Origin of the sequence: Brachybacterium sp. AG952 (assembly GCF_004362645.1) — a bacterium.
GTDB classification, from domain to species: Bacteria; Actinomycetota; Actinomycetes; order Actinomycetales; family Dermabacteraceae; genus Brachybacterium; species Brachybacterium conglomeratum.
The window spans coordinates 15,982-37,198 of the sequence record NZ_SNXV01000005.1 but is presented as its reverse complement, the minus strand read 5'-3'; the positions used below and the strand labels follow the sequence as shown (position 1 = coordinate 37,198).

Below are 21,217 nucleotides of genomic sequence, written 5' to 3'. Positions count from 1 at the left end.
CTAGTCCCGCTCCGAGAGCTCCGGTACGCTCCGTGCGGGACGGGCCGCAGAGGACCGGGGGAGGGGACGCCGTGACTCGGAGCATCGTGCTGATCCACGCCGTGCGCTCCTCGCGCACCATGTGGAAGGGCCAGGTGCGCCGTCTGCGCGACCGCGGCTACGAGGTGATCGCCCCGGACCTGCCCGGCCACGGCGCCCGCCGCGGCGAGCCCTTCACCCTCGAGTCCGCGCTCGCCACGATCGACGAGGCCGTCTCCCGCTGCCAGCAGCCGCCGCTGCTCGTCGGCCTCTCGCTCGGCGGCTATCTCACCCTCCACTTCGCCGGCACGAACCCCGGCCGGCTCGCGGGCGTCGTCGCCGCGGACTGCACGATCGTGCCCGGACCCGCGATGGCGCGGATGTACGGGCTGTGGATGACGATGAAGGACTGGCTGCCCGGCGACTCCGATGCCCGCGTCGCCCGCTCCTTCGCCCGGCGCCACACCCGCAAGGCCGCGAAGCGCTACTACGGAGGCGGCCGCGCCCACGGCGTGATCCGCACCGTGGTGCGCACGATCGGCGCCCTCGACCTGCTCGCCGACGTCGCCGCGATCGACGTGCCGATCACCTTCGTCAACGGCGAGCACGACCCCTTCCGCCGCCACGAGGCGCTCTTCGTCGAGGCCGCCCGCGACGGCGAGCTCGTGATCCTCCAGGACGCCGGGCACATCGCGAACCTCTCCCGCCCCAAGCGCTTCGCGAAGGTGCTGCACCGCTGCGCGGCGGCGACGGTGCCGGCGTGAGCGACCCCGCCGCGACCCGCCCCGCCGGGCCCGCACGTCCCTGGCCCGTCGTGCTCGTGCACGGCGCCCGCACCTCCCACAGCCAGTGGGACCCGCAGGTGCCCGCGCTCCGCGCCGCCGGCCACCACGTCCTCGCCCCGGACCTGCCCGGGCACGGCGCACGCCGCGGCGAGAACTTCACCCTCGAGGCCGCGCAGTCCGTCATCGAGGGCGCGGCGCGCACCGCGCACGAGGCGACCGCTCTGCCCGTCCACCTCGTCGGCAGCTCGCTCGGCGGGATGCTCGCGATCCGCTCCGCGGCGCGGCTCGGCGCGGCGGACCGGGCCGACGCCGGCACCGACTTGGCCGGTGCATCCCCCGTCCTCGGCTCCCTCGTCGCCTGCGGCGCCGCGGTGCAGCCCACCCCACTCACCGCCCGGCTCTACGCCCGCCTGATCACCGCCACCGACCTGCTGCCCGCGATGCGCAGCGGCTCCGAGGCCTTCCCCTTTACCTGGCTGCTGGGCCGGGACGGGGCCCGCGCCTACCTGCGCGGCGGTCGGGCCGACATCGACGTGGTCGCCCCCGCCTTCACCGCCGTCGGCTCCCTGGACCTGCGCGGCGAGCTGTCCCGCATCCCGGTGCCGGTGACCTTCCTCCACGGCCGCTTCGAGCAGCTGCGACTGCACGAGCGCTCGTTCGCCGCCGCCGCCCCGCAGGGCCGGCTCGAGCTGCTGCCCTACGGCAACCACATGCTGAACCTCGTCCGCGCCGAGCGCTTCACCCCGGACCTGCTGCGCGTCCTCGCCCGCGCCGAACGACCGACGAGCCCCGGGACGACCCAGGACCGTCTCGGGCCCTAGTCTGGTCCCATGCACCACACCACCCTGCGCGTCGGCTTCGTGCCCGGCGTCGAGCCCGACCGCTTCCTGCGCCGCTGGAAGTCCGGCCGCCGCGATGCCTGGCTCGAGCTCGTCCCCGTGCCGCTGTCCCGCCAGACGGAGGCGCTGATCGGCGGCGAGGTCGACATGTGCTTCGTGCGCCTCCCGCTGCCGGAGCAGTCGGGCGAGCAGCTGCACCGGGTGGCGCTGTGGGAGGAGCGCGCCTGCGTGGTGGTCGGCGACGAGGACGTGCTGAGCCTGCAGGACGACATCGTCGAGGCCGACCTCGAGGGGCAGACCGAGATCCGGCAGGAGCACCTCGACGATGCCGCCTCGCGGATCGCCGTGGCCGCGAGCGGAGTCGGCTTCGCGCGGGTCCCGCTCTCCCTCGCCCGCCTCCACCGTCGCAAGGACGCCGTCGCCCTCCCTCTGCGGGACGGCGAACCGACACGCATCGCGCTCGCCTGGCCGCGCGCGGCCGACGACGAGATCCGTCAGGAGTTTGTCGGTGTCGTCCGCGGCCGCACCTCCCGCTCGAGCCGCTGACCGAGCCGCGCAGAGCGCCTGCGTCGCGCCTCCGCACCCGCCGACGGCGCACCGGCCCCGTCGGCCCCTGAACCCTCCGCCCACACCCGATCAGAGGAGAACCATGACCGAGCAGCCCCGTATGAACGTCGAGAGCTTCAACCTCGACCACCGCACCGTCGCCGCGCCCTACCTGCGCATCGCCGATCGCAAGGAGCTGCCCGGCGGCGACGTGCTCACCAAGTTCGACGTCCGCTTCACCCAGCCGAACCTCGCCCATCTCGAGTCCGCGACGGTCCACTCCCTCGAGCACATTATGGCCGAGCACATGCGCAACCACTCCGGGGACGTCCTGGACGTCTCCCCGATGGGCTGCCGCACCGGGTTCTACGTGCTGCTGGTGGGGGACCACGACGCAGACGGCTTCGCCCCGATCCTCGAGGCGACACTGCGGGACCTGCTCGCGGCCGACGAGGTCCCCGCCGCGAACGAGGTCCAGTGCGGCTGGGGCGCCCACCACAGCCTCGAGGGCGCCCAGGCCGCGGCCCGCGCCTTCCTCGAGGCGCGCGAGGAGTGGGGCACCGTCACCGCCTCCTGAGCCTGCCCCGCCGATGACGCAGCCCCGCCTCTCACGATCACGGGAGGCGGGGCTGCGTCGTCGAGCGTCCCGGCGGGCGGAGGAGAGCGGGCTCAGCGCCCGCCGATCCCCTCCCGCACCGCGGCGAGCAGCCGTGCGGTGCGGGGATCGGTCGCGATCTCGTCGAGGCCGACGGGCCGGCCGGCCGGGTCCGCGAGCGGGATCCGCCAGTTGGGGTACTCCTCGTCGGTGCCCGGCTGGTTCTGGATCCGTCGCTCGCCCACGCAGTCCACGAGCGAGACCCCGAGCAGCATCGACGGGGTGCGGGCCAGGTGCCGGTGCAGCGCGATCACCGTCTCCTCGACGTCGCCTGCCGGGCCCGGGGCCAGCAGCCCCTCGGCCCGCAGCACGTCCAGCACCTCCTCGCGTCCGGCGGCGTCGGTCGCGAGCTCCTCGTCCAGCGGCCGCTCCAGCAGCCCGAGCTCGTGGCGGAGGGTGACGTGGTCGCCGGCGAGATAGCCGGCCGTCGGCGGCAGGTCGTGGGTGTTCACCGAGGCCATGCACAGGGTGCGGTAGTCCTCGGCGCGCAGCGGCTTCCCCTCGCCGTCGTACTCGAACCACAGGATCGAGGTGCCCATGATCCCGCGATCGACGAGATAGTCCCGGACCCATGGCTCGAAGGTGCCCAGGTCCTCGCCGACGACGAGGGTGCCCGAGCGCTGCGCCTCCAGCGCGAGGATCCCGATCATCGCCTCGTGGTCGTAGGAGACGTAGGCGCCGTCGGCCGCCCGGTGCCCCTCGGGGATCCACCACAGCCGGAACAGGCCCAGCACGTGGTCGATCCGCAGCGCACCGGCGTGCCGCATCAGGGTGCGCAGCATGTCCCGCCACGGCCGGTAGGACGCCTCGCGCAGGCGCTCGGGGTGCCAGGGCGGCTGCGACCAGTTCTGGCCCTGCTGGTTGTACTGGTCGGCGGGGGCGCCGACGGTCGCGCCGCGCGCGAGCACGTCCTGCAGCGCCCAGGAGTCCGCGCCGACCTGCTCGACGCCGACGGCGAGGTCGTGCATGATCCCGATCCGCATCCCGGCCTCGCGCGAGGCGGCCTGGGCGGCGGCCATCTGCTCGTCCAGCCACCACTGCACGCGGACGTGGAACTCGATCCGGTCGGCGAGCTCTGTCCGTGCCTGCTCGAGGACCGCCTCGTCGAGATGCTGCAGCACGGTCTCCCTGGGCGTGCCGCGCACCGACTCCGCGATCGCGGACCACAGGGCGAAGTCCTCGAGCCCCTGCCCCTCCCGCGCCCGGTAGGCGTCCAGCAGCGCGGCCCGGCCCGCCGTCAGCGGCACCGCGAACAGCTCCTCGAGCGCCTCGAGCTTCGCCGACAGCACGGCGTCGCGCTCGAGCCGGTCCCCGCGCGTGTTGCGGTCCGCGACCGTGCCGCGCAGCAGCTCGACCTTCTGCCGGGCGACCTCGGTGAGGGAGCGGTGCTCGGGCACCTCCTCGATGCGCAGGTACAGCGGGGCGGTGAAGCGCCGGGTGACCGGGAGATAGGGGGAGGGCTCCACGGGCGGGGTCGGGTAGGAGGCGTGCAGCGGGTTCACCAGCAGGAAGTCCGCGCCGTGGCGGGCGCCGGTGATCGCGGCGAGGTCGCGCATGTCGGCGAGATCGCCGATGCCCCACGACCGCTCGGAGCGGACCGAGTACAGCTGCGCCTGGACGCCGAAGGCGCGCCGGGCCGCGTACTGCTCGTGGACGGTGAGCCGTGCCGGGGTGACCACGAGGTCCGCCTCGGCGGGACCGGCGGCGGTCTCGGCGACCAGCCGGTGCCAGCCCAGCGGCAGCCCCTCCGGCAGCAGGAAGCGGGCGCGACCGCGCAGCGTGCCGTCGAGGTCGTGGGCAGGGGTGTGGTCCTCGCCCTGGACGAGGTCGACCCGGCCGCCCTCCTCGAGCAGGACGTGCACGGAGACGGGGGTGCCGTGGTCGACGTGCACGGGGACGCTCGAGGCCCGGTCCTCGCGCATCACCGTCACGGGCGGGAGGGTGCGTTCCCACGGGGCGCGCTCGCGGCGGGCGCGGACGGCGGCGATGTCCTCGTCGGAGGCGAGCGGGGAGCCGAGCGCGGCGAGGATCGCGTGCAGGGTGGAGTCGGCGACATCCTTCTCGGTGCCGTCCCACCCCCAGTACCGGGTGCTGACACCGAGGTCGTGGGCGAGAGCTCGCAGCGCTGAGGGGTCCGTGGCCATGGCGTCATCGTAGCGGCGGGCAGGGGCCGTGATGCACCGGACTGCGGGGTTGCCGCACGGGATGCCGGCGCGCCCGCGGTCTGTCAGGTCCAGGACGGCAGCCACATCCGGTACTGCCACTGCTCCACGTCCAGCACCTGCCCGGTCCACACCGGCCAGAAGAACGCCGAGACCATCACGATGAGCACCAGCAGCGAGCCGACGAACAGCCCGCCGGCCAGGCGCCGCTCCGGCTCCGCGCCCGGCGGACCGATCACGAGGCTGAGCATGTAGGTCAGGCACAGGATCAGCCACGGCTCGAAGGCGATCGCGTAGAAGGTGAAGATGGTGCGGTCTGTGTACAGCAGCCACGGCAGGTAGCCGGCGACGATCCCCGACAGCGACGCCCACGCCCGCCCGTCGCGATGCACGATCCCGAGCACCACGGCGACGAGGATCGCCAGCGCTCCCAGCCACCAGATCAGCGGATTGCCGACGTCGAGGATGTGCGCGCCGCAGCGGGCGACCTCGCAGCCGTTCTCCCCGTAGTCGTAGGAGCGGTAGTAGAAGTTCGTCGGCCGCAGCTGCAGCAGCCAGCCCGCGGGATGCGCCGCGTACGGGTGCTCGGAGTCGAGGCCGACGTGGAAGTCGTAGGCCTGGCGGTGGTACAGCCACAGCGAGATCAGCGCATCGAGCGGACCGAACCCGGTGGCGACGCCCTCGTCGGCCGCGAGGTGCCGGTTGTACCCGATCGAGGAGGCGAACCAGCCGGCCCAGGAGACGAGGTAGGTCAGCAGCGCCGTGCCGACCACCGCGAAGAACGCGGGGATCGCGTCCTTCACCAGCCCGACGAGGAACCAGCGGGGCTGGGCGATCGTGCGGCGCGCCCACCAGTCCCACAGCACGGTCATGATCCCGAAGACCGCCACGAAGTACAGCCCCGACCACTTCACCGCGCAGGCCGCCCCCAGCAGCGCCCCGGCCAGGATCCGCCAGGGCCGCAGCCCGCCTGAGGCCCCGAGCGGGGGCGGCGCCTCGGAGGCCAGCTGCATCCGGGCGGCGGTCAGCGCGAGATGCTCCCGGAACCGGTCGCGGTCGATGAGCAGCGCGCCGAAGGCGGCGAGCACGAACACCATCAGGAAGGGGTCCAGGAGGCTCGTGCGCGCATGGACCAGCGCCATCCCGTCCACGGCGAACAGGAGCCCCGCGATGAGGCCCGCGGTGGTGGAGCGGAACAGCCGCCGCGCGATGAAGGTCAGCATCAGCACCGCGAGGGAGCCGAGAACGGCGGAGGAGATCCGCCAGCCCCAGGGGCTGTCCGCTCCCAGCAGCGTCATGCCAGCACCGATCAGCCATTTCCCGAGCGGCGGATGGACGACGTAGGAGGCGGTCTCCTCGTAGGAGTCGACGTCCCCGGCCTCGAAGGCCGCATCGGGCTCCTCGGGCCAGTCCATCTCCACGCCCTGCTGGGTCAGGGTGTAGCCGTCCTTGACGTAGTAGGTCTCGTCGAAGATCAGCTCCCCGATGGACCCCAGCCCCCACAGCCTCAGCACGAGCGCGAGGCCGAACACGGCCATCGCCCCGGCCCAGGCCATCCGCGAGACCGGCAGGTCGACGGCGCGCAGACGCCGGCGGTATGAGGCCAGCAGCGCGCCCGGCTCGTCCTCGACGGCCGCACGACGACGGGCCCCCGCCGCGGACTCCTCCTCGGACAGCTCGGTGCGCACCCGGTCATGCTAGGTGATCGGCAGGCCGCGGCACGGACAGCACGCGGCGCCCGACGTCGTCGAGGGGACCGTCACCGACGGCACTAGCATGGCGGGATGCTCGAGCCCGGAGTCCTCACCCTCGCCGCCACCCCGATCGGGAACCCCCTGGACGCCTCGGTGCGCCTGCTGCGGGCCCTCGGGTCCGCGGACCTCATCGCCGCCGAGGACACCCGGCGCCTGCACCGGCTGATGACCGACCTCGAGGTCTCCACGAGCGCGAGGATCCTCTCCTACCACGAGCACAACGAGGCCGAGCGGACCGCGACGCTCCTCGAGGCGGTCCGCGCCGGGCAGCGGGTGCTGGTGGTCACCGACGCCGGGATGCCGGTGGTCTCCGATCCCGGTTTCGAGGCCGTGCGCGCCGCCGCGGAGGAGGGCCTGCCCGTCACGGTGATCCCCGGCCCCTCGGCCGTGCTCACCGCGCTCGCCGCCTCGGGGATCGCCCCGGACCGCTTCACCTTCGAGGGCTTCCCGCCCCGGCGCGGCGGCCGGCGCGCGAGCGCCCTCGAGCCGCTCGCGGGCGAGCGCCGCACCATGGTCTTCTTCGAATCGCCGCGGCGCACCGCCGCGACACTCGCCGCGATGGCGGAGGCCTTCGGCGAGGGCCGACGGGCGGCCGTGGCCCGCGAGCTGACCAAGACGCACGAGGAGATCCTGCGCGGCACCCTCGCCGAGCTGGCCCGTTGGGCGGAGGGCACCGAGGTGCTCGGCGAGATCGTGATCGTGGTCGCCGGGGCCGAGCCGGTCGCCGCCTCCGCGGAGGACCTCGTCGACGAGGTGCTCGAGCGGGCGGCCGCGGGGGAGCGGCTCAAGGACGCGGCGAAGGAGATCGCCCGGACTCACGAGGGTGTCGGCGCGAGCGAGCTCTACGACCTCGCGCTCGCCGCTCGTCGGCGGTGAGGACGCCGGTGGTAGGGGCGCCGGGCGCGTGAGCGCCCCGTGGCGCGCCGGCCCCGCATGCGAGAACGCCCCCGGCACCAGGTGCCGGGGGCGTTCTCGAAGGTCCTGCACGCGGGCCGTGCCCGCGCGGGATCAGTCCTCGATCTGGAGGAGGCCGCGCTGGTAGGCCTTCGCGAGGCGGCGCGGGACGTTGGCGGTGCGGCCGCGGACCGTCACCTGCACGAGGTCGGCGTTGTTCGCCTTCCACTGCGAGCGGCGGGAGTGCGTGCGCGCACGGGACATCTTGAACTTGGGCACTGCCATGGGACGCTCCTTGGACGGTCCGGAGGATGAACGGCGTTGGCGTCCGTCCCGAGCAGCGACCCGAACCCGCTGCAGTGTCCGGGGACACGACGATCGGGGCGCTCGGGTGCACGAAAGGGCGCGCAACGACGACCCATTCTGCCACATCCGCATCGATTCCGCGCCCTCGCGCTCCGTGAGGTAGCACACCGGCGGTGCAGGACACAGCCGGTCTGGCGCCTCCGCGGCGCTTCGCGGCAGCGCGACAGCCGTCGGCCCCGCAGGCCGCGGGGGCGCTTCCGAGGACACGGTGCGGAGCAGTGCGGCGACCCTCCTACGATGGTCGCATGCCGTCACCGCACGAGAACACCCCCGCCTCCGCGCTCCCGCCGGTGCGCGACCGCGAGGACATCGATCCGCGCGGGAAGACGCGCGACCGCTCCTGGCCGCCCGCGCCCGAGCCGCTGCCGTCCCCGGTGATCGACAACCACTGCCACCTCGACTTCGCCGACGGGGACACGCAGCTCAGCGTCCATGACCACGTGGACCGCGCCGCCGCCGCCGGCATCGACGCGCAGATCACGATCGGCTCCGACCTCGAGGCGGTGCGCTGGACCGCGGCGCTGCTGGCCGCCCCGGACTGCCCGCCCTCCCTGCGCGGCGGCGTCGCCGTGCACCCCAACGAGGCGGCGCTGCACGCCCGCGGCCACGACCACGAGGGGCGCGGGATCGTCGGCCTCGACGCCGCGATCGCGGAGGTCTCGGAGCTGCTGCGGGGCCCCGGCATGGTCGTGGTGGGGGAGACGGGCCTGGACTGGTTCCGCACCTCCCGCAAGGACGAGCAGGCGCGGGAGGCGCAGATCTCCTCCTTCCGCGCCCACATCGCGCTCGCCAAGGAGCTCGACCTCCCGCTCCAGATCCACGACCGCGACGCGCACCGCGACGTGCTCGAGATCCTCGAGGCCGACGGCGCCCCCGAGCGGACCGTCTTCCACTGCTTCTCCGGCGACGCGGAGTTCGCGCGCCGGTGCGCGGACCGCGGCTGGTACCTCTCCTTCGCCGGCACCGTCACCTTCAAGAACGCGACGGACCTCCGCGCCGCGCTCGCCGAGGTCGGCCTCGGACAGGTCATGGTCGAGACCGACGCGCCCTTCCTCACCCCCGTGCCCTATCGCGGCCGGCCGAACTCCTCCTACCTGATCCCGCTGACCATGGCGACGATCGCGGAGACCACCGGTGTCTCCCTCGAGAAGGCCTGCCGCGCGGTGCGGGCGACCACCCAGGACGTGTACGGCTGGCCCGAGGCGGCCGCGGCATGAGCACGGGGGAGCAGGGGCGCGGGGGCGAGCAGGACGGCGCCGGCCTGCTGCTGACCCACCGCGACATCCGCGAGCTCGCCGAGGCCGCGGGGATCCGCCCGTCGAAGCAGCGCGGTCAGAACTTCGTGATGGACCCGAACACGGTGCGCACCATCGTCGGACGTGCCGGCGTCGAGCCCGGTCAGGCAGTGCTCGAGGTGGGGCCGGGTCTGGGCTCCCTCACCCTCGGCCTGCTCGAGGCGCAGGCGGACGTCGTCGCGGTCGAGCTCGACCGCGGCCTCGCCGAGCTGCTGCCCCTGACCCTGCGCGCCCGCGGCGTCGAGGAGGAGCGCTTCCGCCTCGTCCACGCCGACGCCCTCCAGGTCACCGAGCTGCCCGGGCTGCCCCGCGCGGGGGAGCCGACGATGCTGGTCGCGAACTTGCCCTACAACGTCGCCACCCCCATCCTGCTGACCATGCTGGAGCGCTTCGACTCGCTCCGCTCGGCGCTGGTCATGGTCCAGTCCGAGGTCGTCGACCGCCTCACCGCCGGGCCCGGCTCCCGCACCTACGGCGGTCCGAGCGTGAAGGCCGCCTGGTACGGCCGGGCCGTCCACGCCGGACGGATCTCGCGCCAGATCTTCTGGCCCGTCCCCAACGTCGACTCCGCACTCGTTCAGCTGGTCCGTCACGAGCAGCCGCTCGGCTCCGCGGCGGAGCGGGAGCAGGTCTTCGCCGTGATCGATGCGGCCTTCGCCCAGCGCCGCAAGACCCTGCGCGCCGCGCTCGCCGGCTGGGCGGGCACCGCGGCACGCGCCGAGGAGATCCTCCGCGCCGCCGGGATCGACCCGTCGGCTCGAGGAGAGACCCTCGAGGTCGAGCAGTTCCGCGCCATCGCGCACGCCGCGGTGGAGCAGGCCGAGGGCGAGGTCGGGACGGATGGTCCGACAGGGGGCCCCGCGCCCGAGGACGACGCGACGGGAGCCGAGGGGTGAGCGGCGCCCTCGAACGGGTGGTCGTGCGCGCCCCAGGCAAGATCAACCTGTCCCTGCACGTCGGCGGCGTGGACGGCCGCGGCTACCACGCGCTCGCGACGGTGTTCCAGGCGGTCGACCTCTACGAGACAGTCACAGCGTCCCGCGCCGACGAGATGAGCCTCGAGATCACCTCCGAGGTGCCGGGGGAGGTGCCGCTGGACGGCACCAACCTCGCCCTGCGCGCCGCCGAGCTGCTGCGCACCGAGTGCGGGGTGCGGGAGGCGGCGGCGCTCCACGTCCGCAAGCAGGTCCCCGTCGCCGGCGGCATGGCGGGCGGCTCGGCCGATGCGGCGGCGGTGCTCGTGGCGCTGGACCGGCTGTGGGGGCTGGGCCTCGGCGCCGAGGCGCTGCGCACGCTCGGGGCACGGCTCGGCGCCGACGTGCCCTTCTCGATGCTCGGCCACACCGCGCTCGGCCGCGGCAATGGTGCGGACCTCACCACGGTGCTCACCCACGGCGAGTGGACCTGGCTGCTCGCCGTCCCCGGCGGGCACCTCTCCACCCCGGAGGTCTTCCGGCGCTTCGACGAGCTCGTGCTCGCGGGCGGCCGGGTGCCGCCGGAGCGACCCGAGATCGACGAGCGACAGCTCCAGGCGCTCAGCGGCGGCAACCTCGAACTGCTCGCCGACACCCTCCACAACGATCTCCAGGCCGCGGCGTTCGCCCTGCATCCCCGGCTCGAGGAGGTCGTCGAGGCCGCCGAGCGGCTCGGCGCGATCGGGGCGATCGTCAGCGGCTCCGGGCCGACGGTCGCCGCGCTGGTCGAGGACGAGGCTGCCGCGCGCACCATCGCGGCAGGCCTGACGGAGGGCGGGCTGGTGGAGTCCTGCCTGATCGCGCGGGGCTCGGCGCCCGGCGCGAGCGTGCTCGAGGAGAGCTGAGCGGGGCTGCGGCCCGCCCCTCCGGGCGCGGCCCCGTCCCGGTGCGGCTTGGACGGTTCCTCCACGAAGCGGAGTCATCCACAGCGTCGTGTCGAGGGTTCCTCCCCACGTATTGGTTTTCCACAGTGCGCTGTCCGCAATTCGGTGCGGAAGACCGTGGACGGCAGCCGAGTTATCCACAGGAATCGACGCCGCTTGACATTCCCCCTCGGATCCAGACGCGCAGTCGAGGGCCTGAGATGGGTGTGTCTCTGCAGTTCGGCGGGCGGGTGCTGGTGCCGCTGCCTGCTGCGACCGTCGACCTGTCCTCCCCACGTCCGGGTTGTCCACACAGCGAAGTTCCTGGTCGGTAGCTGCATTGTGGGTCTTCTCTTCCTCGAATGGCCGTGCGAAAATTGAGGCATGTCGAAGGAATCCTCGAACGAGCGCGAGATCCCCGAAGGTGCCGCCGGCGCCTCCGGCGGTCACGGCCGCCCGTCCGGGGAACATGGTCGCCCGTCCGGGGAGCACTTCCGCCCGTCCGGGGATCCGGCCGGCGAGCTCCCTCCTCGTGCGGACCGCCCGATCCAGGTCGACGCCGAGCAGCTGACCATCGGCGAGCTCGACCTCCTCGCCGCCCGCGAGGTCCTCGCCGAGCTCGGTGCGCGGGGCTCCGCGCCCCTGGACTCGCTGGACATCGACGGGACGATGACGCTCCTCGAGACCATCGTCGGCCTGGAAGGAGCGCTCGAGTCGCTGCGCGCGCGGACAGCGGTGCACCTCGAGGACGCGGTGAAGGCGGACTGCCTCCGACGGGAGGAGAGCCCCAGGCAGGCCGCGCTGGTGGCCCGCGCCGAAGCGTCGCGGGCGCTGAAGTCCTCCCGCGCGGTCGCAGGGCGCACGCTGGCGACCTCCCGCCGGCTCGTCCGCAGCATGCCCGGGATGATCTCGGCGCTCTCCTCCGCGCGCATGCTCCCGCAGTCCGCCCACAAGGTCGGCTCGGTCCTGGGCCCGGCGACCCCGGAGCAGCGTCGACAGGTCGATGCGATCCTCACCTCCCGGCTCGCCGAGCTCGAAGGGTGCGGGCCGCAGCAGTGGGGCGACGAGGCGGCGAGGATCCTCCACGCCCTCGACCCTGCCGGTGCCGCCGCGCGCCACCAGGCCGCGAAGCGGGAGCGGCACGTGACGGTGCGGCGCACCGACCACGGGATGGCGCGGATCACCGCCCTCGTCCCCGGCATCGACGGCGCTCGGATCCGCAAGGGACTCGACGTCGCGGCCGAGAGCGCCCGCGCCCAGGGGGACCGGCGCGGGCACCAGCAGATCATGGCCGACCTCTTCGCCGACGCGCTGATCGGCCGCGGCGACGGCATCGACCCCACGACGCTCGATGTCGGGATCGTCATCACCGACCGCTCCCTCCTCGCCCCCGCGCACGCCGACGCCGCCCTGGTCGAAGGATTCGGGTCCGTGCCCTACGACCATGTGCGCGAGGAGATGCTCCGCGCAGCCCAGTCCGAGGAGGACACCGACCTCGCGCTCACGATCCGTCAGCTCTACGCCGATCTCGACCACGGCAATCTGGTCGCGGTGGAGTCACGATCGCGGGCGTTCCCCGCAGCGCTGACCAGGTTCCTCACCCTCGCCCACCAGACCTGCCGCGGACCCCATTGCGACGCCCCGATACGGCAGATCGACCACATCACGCCGTGGTCCCAGGGTGGTGCGACGTCCCTCGACAACGGCAACGGCCTCTGCGCCGCATGCAACCAGAAGGAGCTCGCCGGGGAGACCGCACGCGTGGTCCGCGACGAGGACGGCGTGCGCCGCACCGTCCGCTGGACCACCCGTCACGGCCGCAGCGCGACCCGCGGGGCGATCAACCTCGATCCGCTCGGCACCTACCGACGACGATGCGCATCCGCGAGCCGCGCATCCGACACCGATGTTCCGAGAAGCCACGCGACGGCAGAGCATGCGGCGAGGGAACGGATGACGGAGCACCGCACGACCGGCGAGCGCGTGGACCGCCGATGCGACGCGATCAACCCTGGGAACAGCGGGCGCGAGAGACTGCCGCTGGCGAACGACGAGCCCGGAGAGCTGATGACCCTGCAGCGCGCGCTCACGGATCTGCGCCTGCGGCTCACGGACATCCCGGATCCACACCGGATCCACCGTCTCCCGGGCTACCCGGGTGACTGGATCGTGCGACGCGGCAGTCGGGGGAGATAGTCGGGAGGAGATGAGCAGATCCGGGAATCGCGGATCCCGAGTGCCGTGCACCGGCCGACCTCAGCCGGGCGTCGACGCTCAGCCGAGCTGCTCGGACAGCTCCAGCCAGCGCTCCTCGAGCTCCTCGTTCTCCCGCTCGACCTCCTGCAGCTGTGCGGTGATCTCCTGCAGCCCCTGGTAGTCCGACTGGTCGTGCCCGGCGAGCTTCGCGTGCAGGGACTCCGTCTGCTTCTCGAGCTTCTGCATCCGCCGCTCGATCGCGCCGAGCTCCTTCTGCGCCGCATGCGCCTCGGCGCCGGAGAGGGCAGGGGCAACCGCGGAGCTGCCGCCGGACCCGGAGCCGGCAGCGCCGGAGGAGCCCGCGCCGGTCGCCCTGCTCGAGGCCGAACCCGCCGCGGCCTCCTCGCTCGCGGCGCGCAGCGCGAGATACTGCTCCACACCGCCCGGCACGTGCCGCACCGTGCCGTCCAGCACCGCGTACTGCGTGTCCGTGATGCGCTCGAGCAGGTAGCGGTCGTGCGAGACCACCAGCAGCGGGCCGGGCCAGGTGTCCAGCAGGTCCTCCATCGCCGCGAGCATGTCCGTGTCCATGTCGTTGGTCGGCTCGTCCAGGACCAGCACGTTCGGCTCCTCGAGCAGCGTCAGCAGCAGGTCCAGGCGACGCTGCTGACCACCCGAGAGCGCCTTGACCTGCACCTTCTGATGCGCCGCGGTGAAGCCCAGGCGCTCGAGCAGCTGACCGGGGGAGACCTCGTCCTTGCCGGCCGTGAACGTGGTGCGGTATCGCCCCACGACATCGCTGACCCGGGAGTCCAGATGCTCCTGCAGCCCCTCGAGCCGCTGGGACACCTGCCGCACGGTCACCGTCTTGCCGCGCTTGACCCGTCCGGCGAGCGGCTCGAGGTCCCCGGTGATCAGCGCGAGCAGCGTCGACTTCCCGGCCCCGTTCGGGCCGAGGATCCCGATCCGGTCCGCCGGGCCGATGTGCAGGGTCACGTCCTCCAGCACGGTCGTGCCGCCGTAGCCGGCGTCGACGTCGAGCACGTCGATCACGTCGCGGCCCAGCCGCGAGGTCGCCAGCTGGGTCAGTGCGACCGTGTCGCGCACGGGTGGCTCGCCGGCGATGAGCTCGTTCGCCGCGTCGATGCGGAACTTCGGCTTCGAGGTCCGCGCCGGGGCCCCACGGCGCAGCCACGCGAGCTCCTTGCGCATCAGGTTCTGCCGCTTCGACTCGATCGCGGCGGCCTGTCGGTCGCGCTCGACCCGCTGGAGGACGTAGGCGGCGTAGCCGCCCTCGAAGGGCTCGACGATCCCGTCGTGCACCTCCCACATCCGGGTGCACACCGCGTCGAGGAACCAGCGATCGTGCGTGATCACCACGAGCCCGCCGTCCTTCGCGCTCCAGCGCCGCCGCAGGTGCTCGGCGAGCCAGGCGATGCCCTCGACGTCGAGATGGTTCGTCGGCTCGTCCAGCAGCAGCACGTCCCAGTCGCCGACCAGCAGCTCCGCCAGATGCACGCGGCGCAGCTGCCCGCCCGAGAGGTCCGTGAGCGGTGCATCGAGATCGATGCCGCCGAGCAGACCCGCGAGCACGTCGCGGATCCGCGCGTCGGAGGCCCATTCGTACTCGGGCCGGTCGCCCACCACGCGGTCGCGGACGCTCGCCCCGACCGTCGCCTCGTCCTGCTGGGTCAGCACGCCGACGCGCACCCCGCCCCGCACCGTCACGCGTCCCTCGTCGGGCTCCTGCGCGCGGGCGAGCAGGCGCAGCAGCGTCGACTTTCCGTCTCCGTTGCGGCCGACGACGCCGATACGGTCGCCCTCGTCGATGCCGACGGTGACGTCGTCGAGCAGCACGCGATCGGGCAGCGCGACGTGGAGGGACTGGGTACCGAGCAGATGAGCCATGCGGGTGGGGTCCTCCTGGGGACGGGGAGCGGGGTCGGAGGGTGCCGGGCGGCGCGGGAGCGGACGCTCACCGGGCGCCGTGCGCCGGCCTCAGCCTCCGAGGGGGTCGTCGGACTCGAAGGTGAGCAGCAGGGTGCGTAGCATGCCCGCGAGCTCCGCCTGCTCGGCCGCGGCGAGCGGGCCGAGCAGCTCCCGCTCCGCCTCGAGCAGGCGCTCCATCGCGGCGTCGACACGGGCCACGCCGTCGGGACGCAGCCGCACCTCGACCGCTCGGCCGTCGTGCGGGCTGCGGTTCTTCGAGACCAGGCCGCGGGTGACCAGCTTGTCGATGCGGGTGGTCATGGTGCCGCTGGTCACGAGCGTCTCGTGCATGAGCGCGCCGGGGGAGAGGGCGTCCTCGCCGCTGCGGCGCAGGGCGGAGAGCATGTCGAACTCCCAGCCTTCGAGCCCGGCCTCGGAGAAGGCCTCGCGCCGGGCGATCTCGAGATAGCGGGTCAGTCGCGAGACGCGGGAGAGGACCGCGAGCGGCGAGACGTCGAGGTCCTCGCGCGCGAGCTCCCAGCCCGCGAGGATGCGGTCGACCTCGTCATGGGGCGGCGCGGCGTCGTGCGCAGGCGTGGTGGGCATGGGGCGAGTCTAGGTTCTCGGTCCGGGCCGCGGTCGACATGGGTGACGCGGGCGACGCGGGCGACGTGCTGCTCAGGCCGCGCAGCTCAGCCCTTCGTCTCCCCGCGCAGCTCGGGCTTCTTCTCCAGCGAGCTCAGCCCGAACCAGGAGAGGTTCACCATCCGCGCGGCGACGACCTCCTTCGAGGGCTTGCGGGTTTCGAGCCACCACTGGCCGGTGTACGCGACCATGCCCACCAGCATCTGCGCGTACAGCGCGGCGTCCTTGATCGGGTACGAGTGCAGCCGCAGCTGCCTCGCCAGGATCACCTCGACGCGGCGCGAGACGTCCGTGAGCAGGGAGGAGAAGGTCCCCACGGAATGGCTGACGGGGGAGTCGCGCACGAGGATCCGGAAGCCGTCCTCGTTCTCGTCGATGTAGGCGAGGAAGGCCAGCGCCGCGCGCTCCATCAGCATCCGCGGATGGGCGCGCTGATCGGAGAGGGACTCCTCGAGCGCGGTGAGCAGGGTGGAGACCTCGCGGTCCACGACGACCGCGTACAGGCCCTCCTTGCCGCCGAAGTGCTCGTAGACGATCGGCTTGGAGACCTTCGCACGCGAGGCGATCTCCTCGACCGCGGTCATGTCGAAGCCCTTCTCGGCGAACACCCGCCGGCCGACGAGCACGAGCTGCTCCCGCCGCTCCTTGCCCGTCATCCGGGTCGACCGACCGCGAGGGGCCCCGTTCTCCGCCATGCGGCGAGTCTCCCACACGGCGACCGCACGGTGACCGGCGGGTCAGCGGAGCCCCCGAGCGCGTCGACGGGCGCTGGCCGGGGGCGCCCGGGCGGTAGGATCGCCCCGCGTCCGTGCGCCCGTCGGCCCCGTCCGGCGGTGCCCCGCGCCTGCTCGCAGGCGCTCCGCGACGGGCGCGCTCCGCCATGGTGTAATCGGCAACACCTCAGATTTTGGTTCTGAAGTTTCAGGTTCGAGTCCTGATGGCGGAACGCTCACCGTCCTCCGGGGCGGCGCGGCCGACACCCGTCGATCCCACCCTCGATCTCTAGGAGCTGCCGACGTGGCCACTGCCGAGACCACCGCACCCGCCGCCGTCATCGTCCTGGCCGCCGGCGCCGGGACCCGCATGAAGTCCCGCACCCCCAAGGTGCTCCACGAGATCGGCGGTCGCTCGCTCCTCGTGCACGCGCTCACCGCCGCCGAGGGCACCGGCCCCGGCGAGCTCGTCGTCGTGCTGCGCCACGAGCGCGAGCGCGTCGCCGAGCACCTCGCCGAGCACGCCTCCGAGGTGCGGGTCGCCGACCAGGACGAGATCCCCGGCACCGGCCGCGCCGTCCAGTGCGGCCTCGAGCAGGTCGCCGCGGGCGAGGGCACCGTGCTGGTGACCTACGGCGACGTGCCGCTGCTGGACCCCGCGACGCTGCGCGAGCTGGTCGCCGCCCACGAGGCCGAGGGCGCCGCCGTCACCGTGCTCAGCGCCCGCGTCCCGGACCCCGCCGGCTACGGCCGCATCCTGCGCAGCGAGGACGGCTCCGAGGTGCTCGGCATCGTCGAGCACAAGGACGCGACCGACGAGCAGCGCGCGATCGACGAGATCAACTCCGGCATCTACGCCTTCGACCTCGCCGTGCTGCGCGACGCGCTCGGCCGCATCACGACGGACAACGCCCAGGGCGAGATGTACCTCACCGACGTCCTCTCGATCGCGCGGGCCGACGGCCGCTCCGTGCGGGCCGTGGTCACCGAGGACGTGATGATGGTCGAGGGCGTCAACGACCGCGTCCAGCTCGCCCAGCTCGGCGCCGAGATGAACCGCCGCATCCTCGAGCGCCACATGCGCGCCGGCGTCACGATCGTCGACCCCGCCACCACCTGGATCGACGCCGACGTCACCATCGGCCAGGATGCGACGATCCTCCCCGGCGTCCAGCTGCACGGCGCCAGCGACATCGGCGCCGAGGCCGTGATCGGCCCGGACACCACCCTGCGCGACACCGAGGTCGGCGCCGGCGCCGAGGTGGTCCGCTCCCACGCGCTGCTCGCCGTGATCGGCGAGGGCGCGACCGTCGGCCCCTTCTCCTACCTGCGCGCCGGCACGGACCTCGGCGCGAAGGGCAAGATCGGCGGCTTCGTCGAGACGAAGAACGCGGTGATCGGCGAGGGCGCGAAGGTGCCCCACCTCAGCTACGTCGGCGACGCCGAGATCGGCGAGGGCACCAACATCGGCGCCGGCACGATCGTGGCGAACTACGACGGGGTGAACAAGCACCGCACCACCGTCGGCCGCCACGTGCGCGTGGGCTCGGACAACGTGCTCGTCGCCCCGGTCACGATCGGCGACGGCGCCGCGACCGGCGCCGGCACCACCGTGCGCAAGGACGTCCCCGCCGGAGCGCTGGGCGTGAACGCTGTCTCGCAGCGGAACATGGAAGGATGGACCCTGCGACGCCGTGCGGGGACCCCGGCCGAGAGCGCGGCCCGGGCCGCCCTCGACGCCGAGCAGGGGTCCGCGGCACAGACGCCCGCAGGAACTGCCGCCGAGGAGCACAAGGAGCACGAGCAGCGATGAGCGGAATCGTCACCACCGGGGAGAAGCGACTGGTCCTCGCCTCAGGACGGGCCCACCCGGTGCTCGCCCAGGAGGTCGCCGAGGAGCTCGGCGTCGAGGTCCTCCCCATGGACGCCTGGGACTTCGCCAACGGGGAGATCTACGTGCGCTACGGCGAGTCCGTGCGCGGCACCGACGTCTTCGTGCTCCAGTCCCACCCCGCTCCCATCAACACCTGGGTGATGGAGCACCTCATCATGATCGACGCGCTCAAGCGCGCCTCCGCCAAGCGCATCACCGCCATCGCGCCGAGCTTCCCCTACGCCCGCCAGGACAAGAAGCACCGCGGCCGCGAGCCGATCTCCGCCCGCCTCATGGCGGACCTCTACGAGACCGCCGGCGTGGACCGCATGATCTCCGTGGACCTCCACGCCCCGCAGGTGCAGGGCTACTTCAACCGGCCGCTGGACCACCTGATGGCGCTGCCGATCCTCGCCGACTACGTGCAGAGGAAGTACGGCGAGGAGGACATCGCCGTGGTCTCCCCGGACGCCGGCCGGATCCGCGTCGCGGAGCAGTGGTCCAAGCGGCTCGGCGGCGTGAACCTCGCCTTCATCCACAAGACCCGCGACACGACGCGCCCCAACCAGGCCGTCGCCAAGCGCGTGATCGGCGACGTCACGGGGAAGACCTGCATCCTCGTCGACGACATGATCGACACCGCCGGCACCATCGTCCAGGCCTCCGACGCGCTGATCGCCAACGGCGCCGCCTCCGTCGTCATCGCCACCACCCACCCGATCCTCTCGGACCCGGCGACCGAGCGGCTGAAGAACTCCCAGGTGCGCGAGGTCGTGTGCACGAACACCCTCCCGGTCCCGCCGGAGAAGCAGTTCGACCGCCTCACCCAGCTCTCCATCGCCCCGCTCCTGGCGCGGGCGATCCGCGCCGTGTTCGACGACGGCTCGGTGACGAGCCTCTTCGACGGCGAGGTCTGAGCCGACGCGGTCCGGGCCGGCTTTTCCTGCGGGCGCGACGCCCCGCGCCGCACGCGGCCGACGGGGAAGCGGCCCCGTTCCCACCGGGGAACGGGGCCGCTTCGTCGTGCGGCGGGGTGGTGCCGGGGCTCAGATCAGGAACCGGTTGCCCTTGACGAGGCGGCTCCACTGCCTGCCGAGGCCGATGTGGTCACCGGCGGCCAGGCCCGCCATCGCGAGGACGGCGACCGCGAGCAGCAGGTGGGTGTCGTAGAGCGGATTGGTCGACATCGGGAACGCGGCGAGGTACATGAGCGTGTACATCGCGGCGGCCGAGACGGCGGCGACGCGGGTGCCGATGCCGAGCATGAACGCCAGGCCCACGCCGAGCAGGCCGAGCATGAACAGCACGTCCGTGAGCGGGTTGATCGAGAGGAAGACGCTCCACACGTCCGCGAAGGGGTTGCCGCCCTCGATCGAGCCGCCGAGGAAGCCCGCGGTGGGGGAGCCGCCGTTCAGCCAGGCGCCCTCTGGCGGGGTCGCGAAGCCGAGGCCGAAGGTCTTGTCCAGGAAGGCCCACAGGAAGGTGAAGCCGACCATCAGGCGCGTCACGCCCAGGAGCGTGTAGCCCCAGCCGGCCTTCCGCGTGGCGGTCAGCTCGGCGGCGGGGCGGGCGGGAGTCGCAGCGGCGGGGGTGGCGGCGGTGGCGCTCACGGCAGGTGCCTTTCGGTGTCGACCCGGTCGGTGCCGGATCTCGGTGATGTCGATGATGTCCATGTCAGCGGTGTCGTCCTGACAAGAACAACGGTAGGTCCGACCGGCCGGTCCGCGCGAGGACCAAGGTCACCTATTCGTCCTCCTGACCTGCAGGGACGTAGGTCCCGTCGGGGAGCGGGACGGGTGGAGGTCGGGGTGGGGCGGCGCGGTGCTGGGTCTCCTCCTCGTGCGGCGCCGCTCACGTCCGCCCGATTCCCCGGCGCCGGGGGGACGACTGCGTGGTAGTGTCTGCGCGTCACTTCGGCGAGGGAGGGGTCCTGCCCCTCCGTGATCGACGCGGTGCGGATCTCCGGGAGGCGTGCCCTCCCTGTGCCCCGTGGCGTCGCTCATCGTCGAGCCCCGCATCCACGAGGAGCACCACCATGGCTGAGAAGCTGAACGTCGAACTGCGCGAGGACTTCGGCAAGGGCGCTGCCCGCCGTCTGCGCGCCGAGAGCCGCGTCCCCGCCGTCCTGTACGGCCACGGCGAGGCCCCGCTGCACCTGTCGCTGCCCGGTCACGAGACCGCGCTCGCGGCCCGCAACCCCAACGCCCTCCTCGAGCTGCAGCTCGCCGACGGCACCTCCCACCTGGCCCTGATCAAGGAGATCCAGCGCCACCCGCTCAAGCGCTCGCTGAACCACCTCGATCTGATCATCGTCAAGAAGGGCGAGAAGGTCGAGGTCGACATCCCCGTCGTACTGGCCGGTGAGGCCGTGTCCCCCGCGGTCGCGATGGTCGACCTGCAGTCGCTGACCCTCTCGGTCGACGCGCTCAAGGTCCCCGAGCAGATCGAGATCGACGTCGAGGGCAAGGAGGAGGGCTACCAGCTCTTCGCCGGCGACGTCGTCCTCCCGGGCGACGCCGAGCTCGTCACCGACGCCGAGATCCTCGTGGTCTCCGTCATGGTGCCGCACGTGGCCGAGGAGGACCTCGAGCCGGTCGTCGACGAGGACGCCGAGGGCGCCGAGAGCGAGACCGAGGCCGAGGGCGCCGAGTCCTCCGAGGGCTCCGAGGAGGAGTGACCCCTCCGGGACGGGGAGCGCGGGCAGGACGCC

Annotated in this window: 19 protein-coding genes and 1 tRNA gene; 13 read left to right on the top strand and 7 right to left on the bottom strand. The window is 73.1% G+C overall.

Annotated elements, in window-relative coordinates:
* The first annotated feature begins 71 nt into the window (after positions 1-71).
* The 4 genes from DEU31_RS12595 to DEU31_RS12580 all read left to right on the top strand — a co-directional run bounded on the left by DEU31_RS12595 (position 72) and on the right by DEU31_RS12580 (position 2,765).
* The gene (locus tag DEU31_RS12595; protein WP_010551073.1) at positions 72-782 is read left to right on the top strand and encodes an alpha/beta hydrolase; all 711 of its coding nucleotides are present in this window, start codon (positions 72-74) and stop codon (positions 780-782) included.
* The gene (locus tag DEU31_RS12590) at positions 779-1,624 is read left to right on the top strand and encodes an alpha/beta hydrolase (RefSeq protein ID WP_133677421.1); all 846 of its coding nucleotides are present in this window, start codon (positions 779-781) and stop codon (positions 1,622-1,624) included. Before DEU31_RS12595 ends, DEU31_RS12590 begins: the two co-directional genes overlap by 4 nt.
* Before the next feature lie 9 nt (positions 1,625-1,633).
* On the top strand, positions 1,634-2,188 hold the full coding sequence (locus DEU31_RS12585) for a LysR substrate-binding domain-containing protein (protein WP_010551075.1): 555 nt from the start codon (positions 1,634-1,636) through the stop codon (positions 2,186-2,188).
* 103 nt (positions 2,189-2,291) lie between these two features.
* The gene (locus DEU31_RS12580; RefSeq protein ID WP_133677420.1) at positions 2,292-2,765 is read left to right on the top strand and encodes an S-ribosylhomocysteine lyase; all 474 of its coding nucleotides are present in this window, start codon (positions 2,292-2,294) and stop codon (positions 2,763-2,765) included.
* Between the two features lie 92 nt (positions 2,766-2,857).
* Here the strand turns inward: DEU31_RS12580 and malQ are convergent, their stop codons facing one another.
* Entirely contained in the window at positions 2,858-4,987 is a 2,130-nt protein-coding gene (malQ, locus tag DEU31_RS12575; RefSeq protein WP_133677419.1) for a 4-alpha-glucanotransferase, read from the bottom strand.
* A gap of 83 nt (positions 4,988-5,070) precedes the next feature.
* A complete protein-coding gene (locus tag DEU31_RS12570) occupies positions 5,071-6,693 on the bottom strand; it encodes a glycosyltransferase family 39 protein (protein WP_166649512.1) in 1,623 nt (540 codons plus the stop codon).
* Between the two features lie 96 nt (positions 6,694-6,789).
* Between DEU31_RS12570 and rsmI the strand changes: the two genes are divergently transcribed.
* Positions 6,790-7,635 (top strand): 16S rRNA (cytidine(1402)-2'-O)-methyltransferase, encoded by an 846-nt coding sequence (rsmI, locus tag DEU31_RS12565; RefSeq protein WP_010551079.1) that lies wholly within the window; start codon positions 6,790-6,792, stop codon positions 7,633-7,635.
* Between the two features lie 132 nt (positions 7,636-7,767).
* Here the strand turns inward: rsmI and rpmF are convergent, their stop codons facing one another.
* Complete coding sequence (gene rpmF / locus DEU31_RS12560; protein ID WP_010551080.1) at positions 7,768-7,938, bottom strand: 50S ribosomal protein L32; 171 nt, start codon at positions 7,936-7,938, stop codon at positions 7,768-7,770.
* A 326-nt stretch (positions 7,939-8,264) separates the two neighbouring features.
* Between rpmF and DEU31_RS12555 the strand changes: the two genes are divergently transcribed.
* The 4 genes from DEU31_RS12555 to DEU31_RS12540 all read left to right on the top strand — a co-directional run bounded on the left by DEU31_RS12555 (position 8,265) and on the right by DEU31_RS12540 (position 13,347).
* On the top strand, positions 8,265-9,236 hold the full coding sequence (locus DEU31_RS12555; protein WP_133677418.1) for a TatD family hydrolase: 972 nt from the start codon (positions 8,265-8,267) through the stop codon (positions 9,234-9,236).
* Positions 9,233-10,210: a 16S rRNA (adenine(1518)-N(6)/adenine(1519)-N(6))-dimethyltransferase RsmA gene (rsmA, locus tag DEU31_RS12550; protein WP_133677417.1), complete on the top strand. Its 978-nt coding sequence runs from the start codon at positions 9,233-9,235 to the stop codon at positions 10,208-10,210. Before DEU31_RS12555 ends, rsmA begins: the two co-directional genes overlap by 4 nt.
* A complete protein-coding gene (locus tag DEU31_RS12545; RefSeq protein ID WP_133677416.1) occupies positions 10,207-11,133 on the top strand; it encodes a 4-(cytidine 5'-diphospho)-2-C-methyl-D-erythritol kinase in 927 nt (308 codons plus the stop codon). Before rsmA ends, DEU31_RS12545 begins: the two co-directional genes overlap by 4 nt.
* Before the next feature lie 402 nt (positions 11,134-11,535).
* Positions 11,536-13,347, top strand: coding sequence for an HNH endonuclease signature motif containing protein (locus DEU31_RS12540; RefSeq protein ID WP_133677415.1), 1,812 nt, complete (start codon positions 11,536-11,538; stop codon positions 13,345-13,347).
* A 78-nt stretch (positions 13,348-13,425) separates the two neighbouring features.
* Here the strand turns inward: DEU31_RS12540 and DEU31_RS12535 are convergent, their stop codons facing one another.
* From DEU31_RS12535 to DEU31_RS12525, 3 genes are all read right to left on the bottom strand, one after another.
* Positions 13,426-15,255 (bottom strand): ABC-F family ATP-binding cassette domain-containing protein, encoded by a 1,830-nt coding sequence (locus DEU31_RS12535; RefSeq protein WP_133677414.1) that lies wholly within the window; start codon positions 15,253-15,255, stop codon positions 13,426-13,428.
* A gap of 90 nt (positions 15,256-15,345) precedes the next feature.
* Positions 15,346-15,882: a MarR family winged helix-turn-helix transcriptional regulator gene (locus tag DEU31_RS12530; protein WP_133677413.1), complete on the bottom strand. Its 537-nt coding sequence runs from the start codon at positions 15,880-15,882 to the stop codon at positions 15,346-15,348.
* Positions 15,883-15,968: 86 nt separating this feature from the next.
* Positions 15,969-16,616 (bottom strand): TetR/AcrR family transcriptional regulator, encoded by a 648-nt coding sequence (locus DEU31_RS12525; protein WP_126984321.1) that lies wholly within the window; start codon positions 16,614-16,616, stop codon positions 15,969-15,971.
* 179 nt (positions 16,617-16,795) lie between these two features.
* Here DEU31_RS12525 and DEU31_RS12520 point away from each other — a divergent pair.
* From DEU31_RS12520 to DEU31_RS12510, 3 genes are all read left to right on the top strand, one after another.
* Positions 16,796-16,867, top strand: a tRNA-Gln gene (locus DEU31_RS12520).
* Positions 16,868-16,938: 71 nt separating this feature from the next.
* On the top strand, positions 16,939-18,447 hold the full coding sequence (gene glmU, locus DEU31_RS12515; protein ID WP_010551088.1) for a bifunctional UDP-N-acetylglucosamine diphosphorylase/glucosamine-1-phosphate N-acetyltransferase GlmU: 1,509 nt from the start codon (positions 16,939-16,941) through the stop codon (positions 18,445-18,447).
* Positions 18,444-19,424 (top strand): ribose-phosphate diphosphokinase, encoded by a 981-nt coding sequence (locus DEU31_RS12510; RefSeq protein ID WP_010551089.1) that lies wholly within the window; start codon positions 18,444-18,446, stop codon positions 19,422-19,424. Before glmU ends, DEU31_RS12510 begins: the two co-directional genes overlap by 4 nt.
* Before the next feature lie 129 nt (positions 19,425-19,553).
* Here the strand turns inward: DEU31_RS12510 and DEU31_RS12505 are convergent, their stop codons facing one another.
* On the bottom strand, positions 19,554-20,117 hold the full coding sequence (locus tag DEU31_RS12505; protein ID WP_243733836.1) for a hypothetical protein: 564 nt from the start codon (positions 20,115-20,117) through the stop codon (positions 19,554-19,556).
* Between the two features lie 425 nt (positions 20,118-20,542).
* On the opposite strand from DEU31_RS12505, the gene DEU31_RS12500 reads away from it, so the two are divergent.
* A complete protein-coding gene (locus tag DEU31_RS12500; RefSeq protein WP_133677411.1) occupies positions 20,543-21,184 on the top strand; it encodes a 50S ribosomal protein L25/general stress protein Ctc in 642 nt (213 codons plus the stop codon).
* Positions 21,185-21,217 lie beyond the last annotated feature (33 nt).

Coding starts and splice junctions, on each gene's coding strand:
- DEU31_RS12585 (WP_010551075.1), top strand. CDS start 1,634: ATGCACCACACCACCCTGCGCGTCGGCTTCGTGCCCGGCGTCGAGCCC.
- DEU31_RS12580 (WP_133677420.1), top strand. CDS start 2,292: ATGACCGAGCAGCCCCGTATGAACGTCGAGAGCTTCAACCTCGACCAC.
- malQ (WP_133677419.1), bottom strand. CDS start 4,987: ATGGCCACGGACCCCTCAGCGCTGCGAGCTCTCGCCCACGACCTCGGT.
- rsmI (WP_010551079.1), top strand. CDS start 6,790: ATGCTCGAGCCCGGAGTCCTCACCCTCGCCGCCACCCCGATCGGGAAC.
- rpmF (WP_010551080.1), bottom strand. CDS start 7,938: ATGGCAGTGCCCAAGTTCAAGATGTCCCGTGCGCGCACGCACTCCCGC.
- DEU31_RS12555 (WP_133677418.1), top strand. CDS start 8,265: ATGCCGTCACCGCACGAGAACACCCCCGCCTCCGCGCTCCCGCCGGTG.
- rsmA (WP_133677417.1), top strand. CDS start 9,233: ATGAGCACGGGGGAGCAGGGGCGCGGGGGCGAGCAGGACGGCGCCGGC.
- DEU31_RS12540 (WP_133677415.1), top strand. CDS start 11,536: ATGTCGAAGGAATCCTCGAACGAGCGCGAGATCCCCGAAGGTGCCGCC.
- DEU31_RS12535 (WP_133677414.1), bottom strand. CDS start 15,255: ATGGCTCATCTGCTCGGTACCCAGTCCCTCCACGTCGCGCTGCCCGAT.
- DEU31_RS12530 (WP_133677413.1), bottom strand. CDS start 15,882: ATGCCCACCACGCCTGCGCACGACGCCGCGCCGCCCCATGACGAGGTC.
- DEU31_RS12525 (WP_126984321.1), bottom strand. CDS start 16,616: ATGGCGGAGAACGGGGCCCCTCGCGGTCGGTCGACCCGGATGACGGGC.
- DEU31_RS12510 (WP_010551089.1), top strand. CDS start 18,444: ATGAGCGGAATCGTCACCACCGGGGAGAAGCGACTGGTCCTCGCCTCA.
- DEU31_RS12500 (WP_133677411.1), top strand. CDS start 20,543: ATGGCTGAGAAGCTGAACGTCGAACTGCGCGAGGACTTCGGCAAGGGC.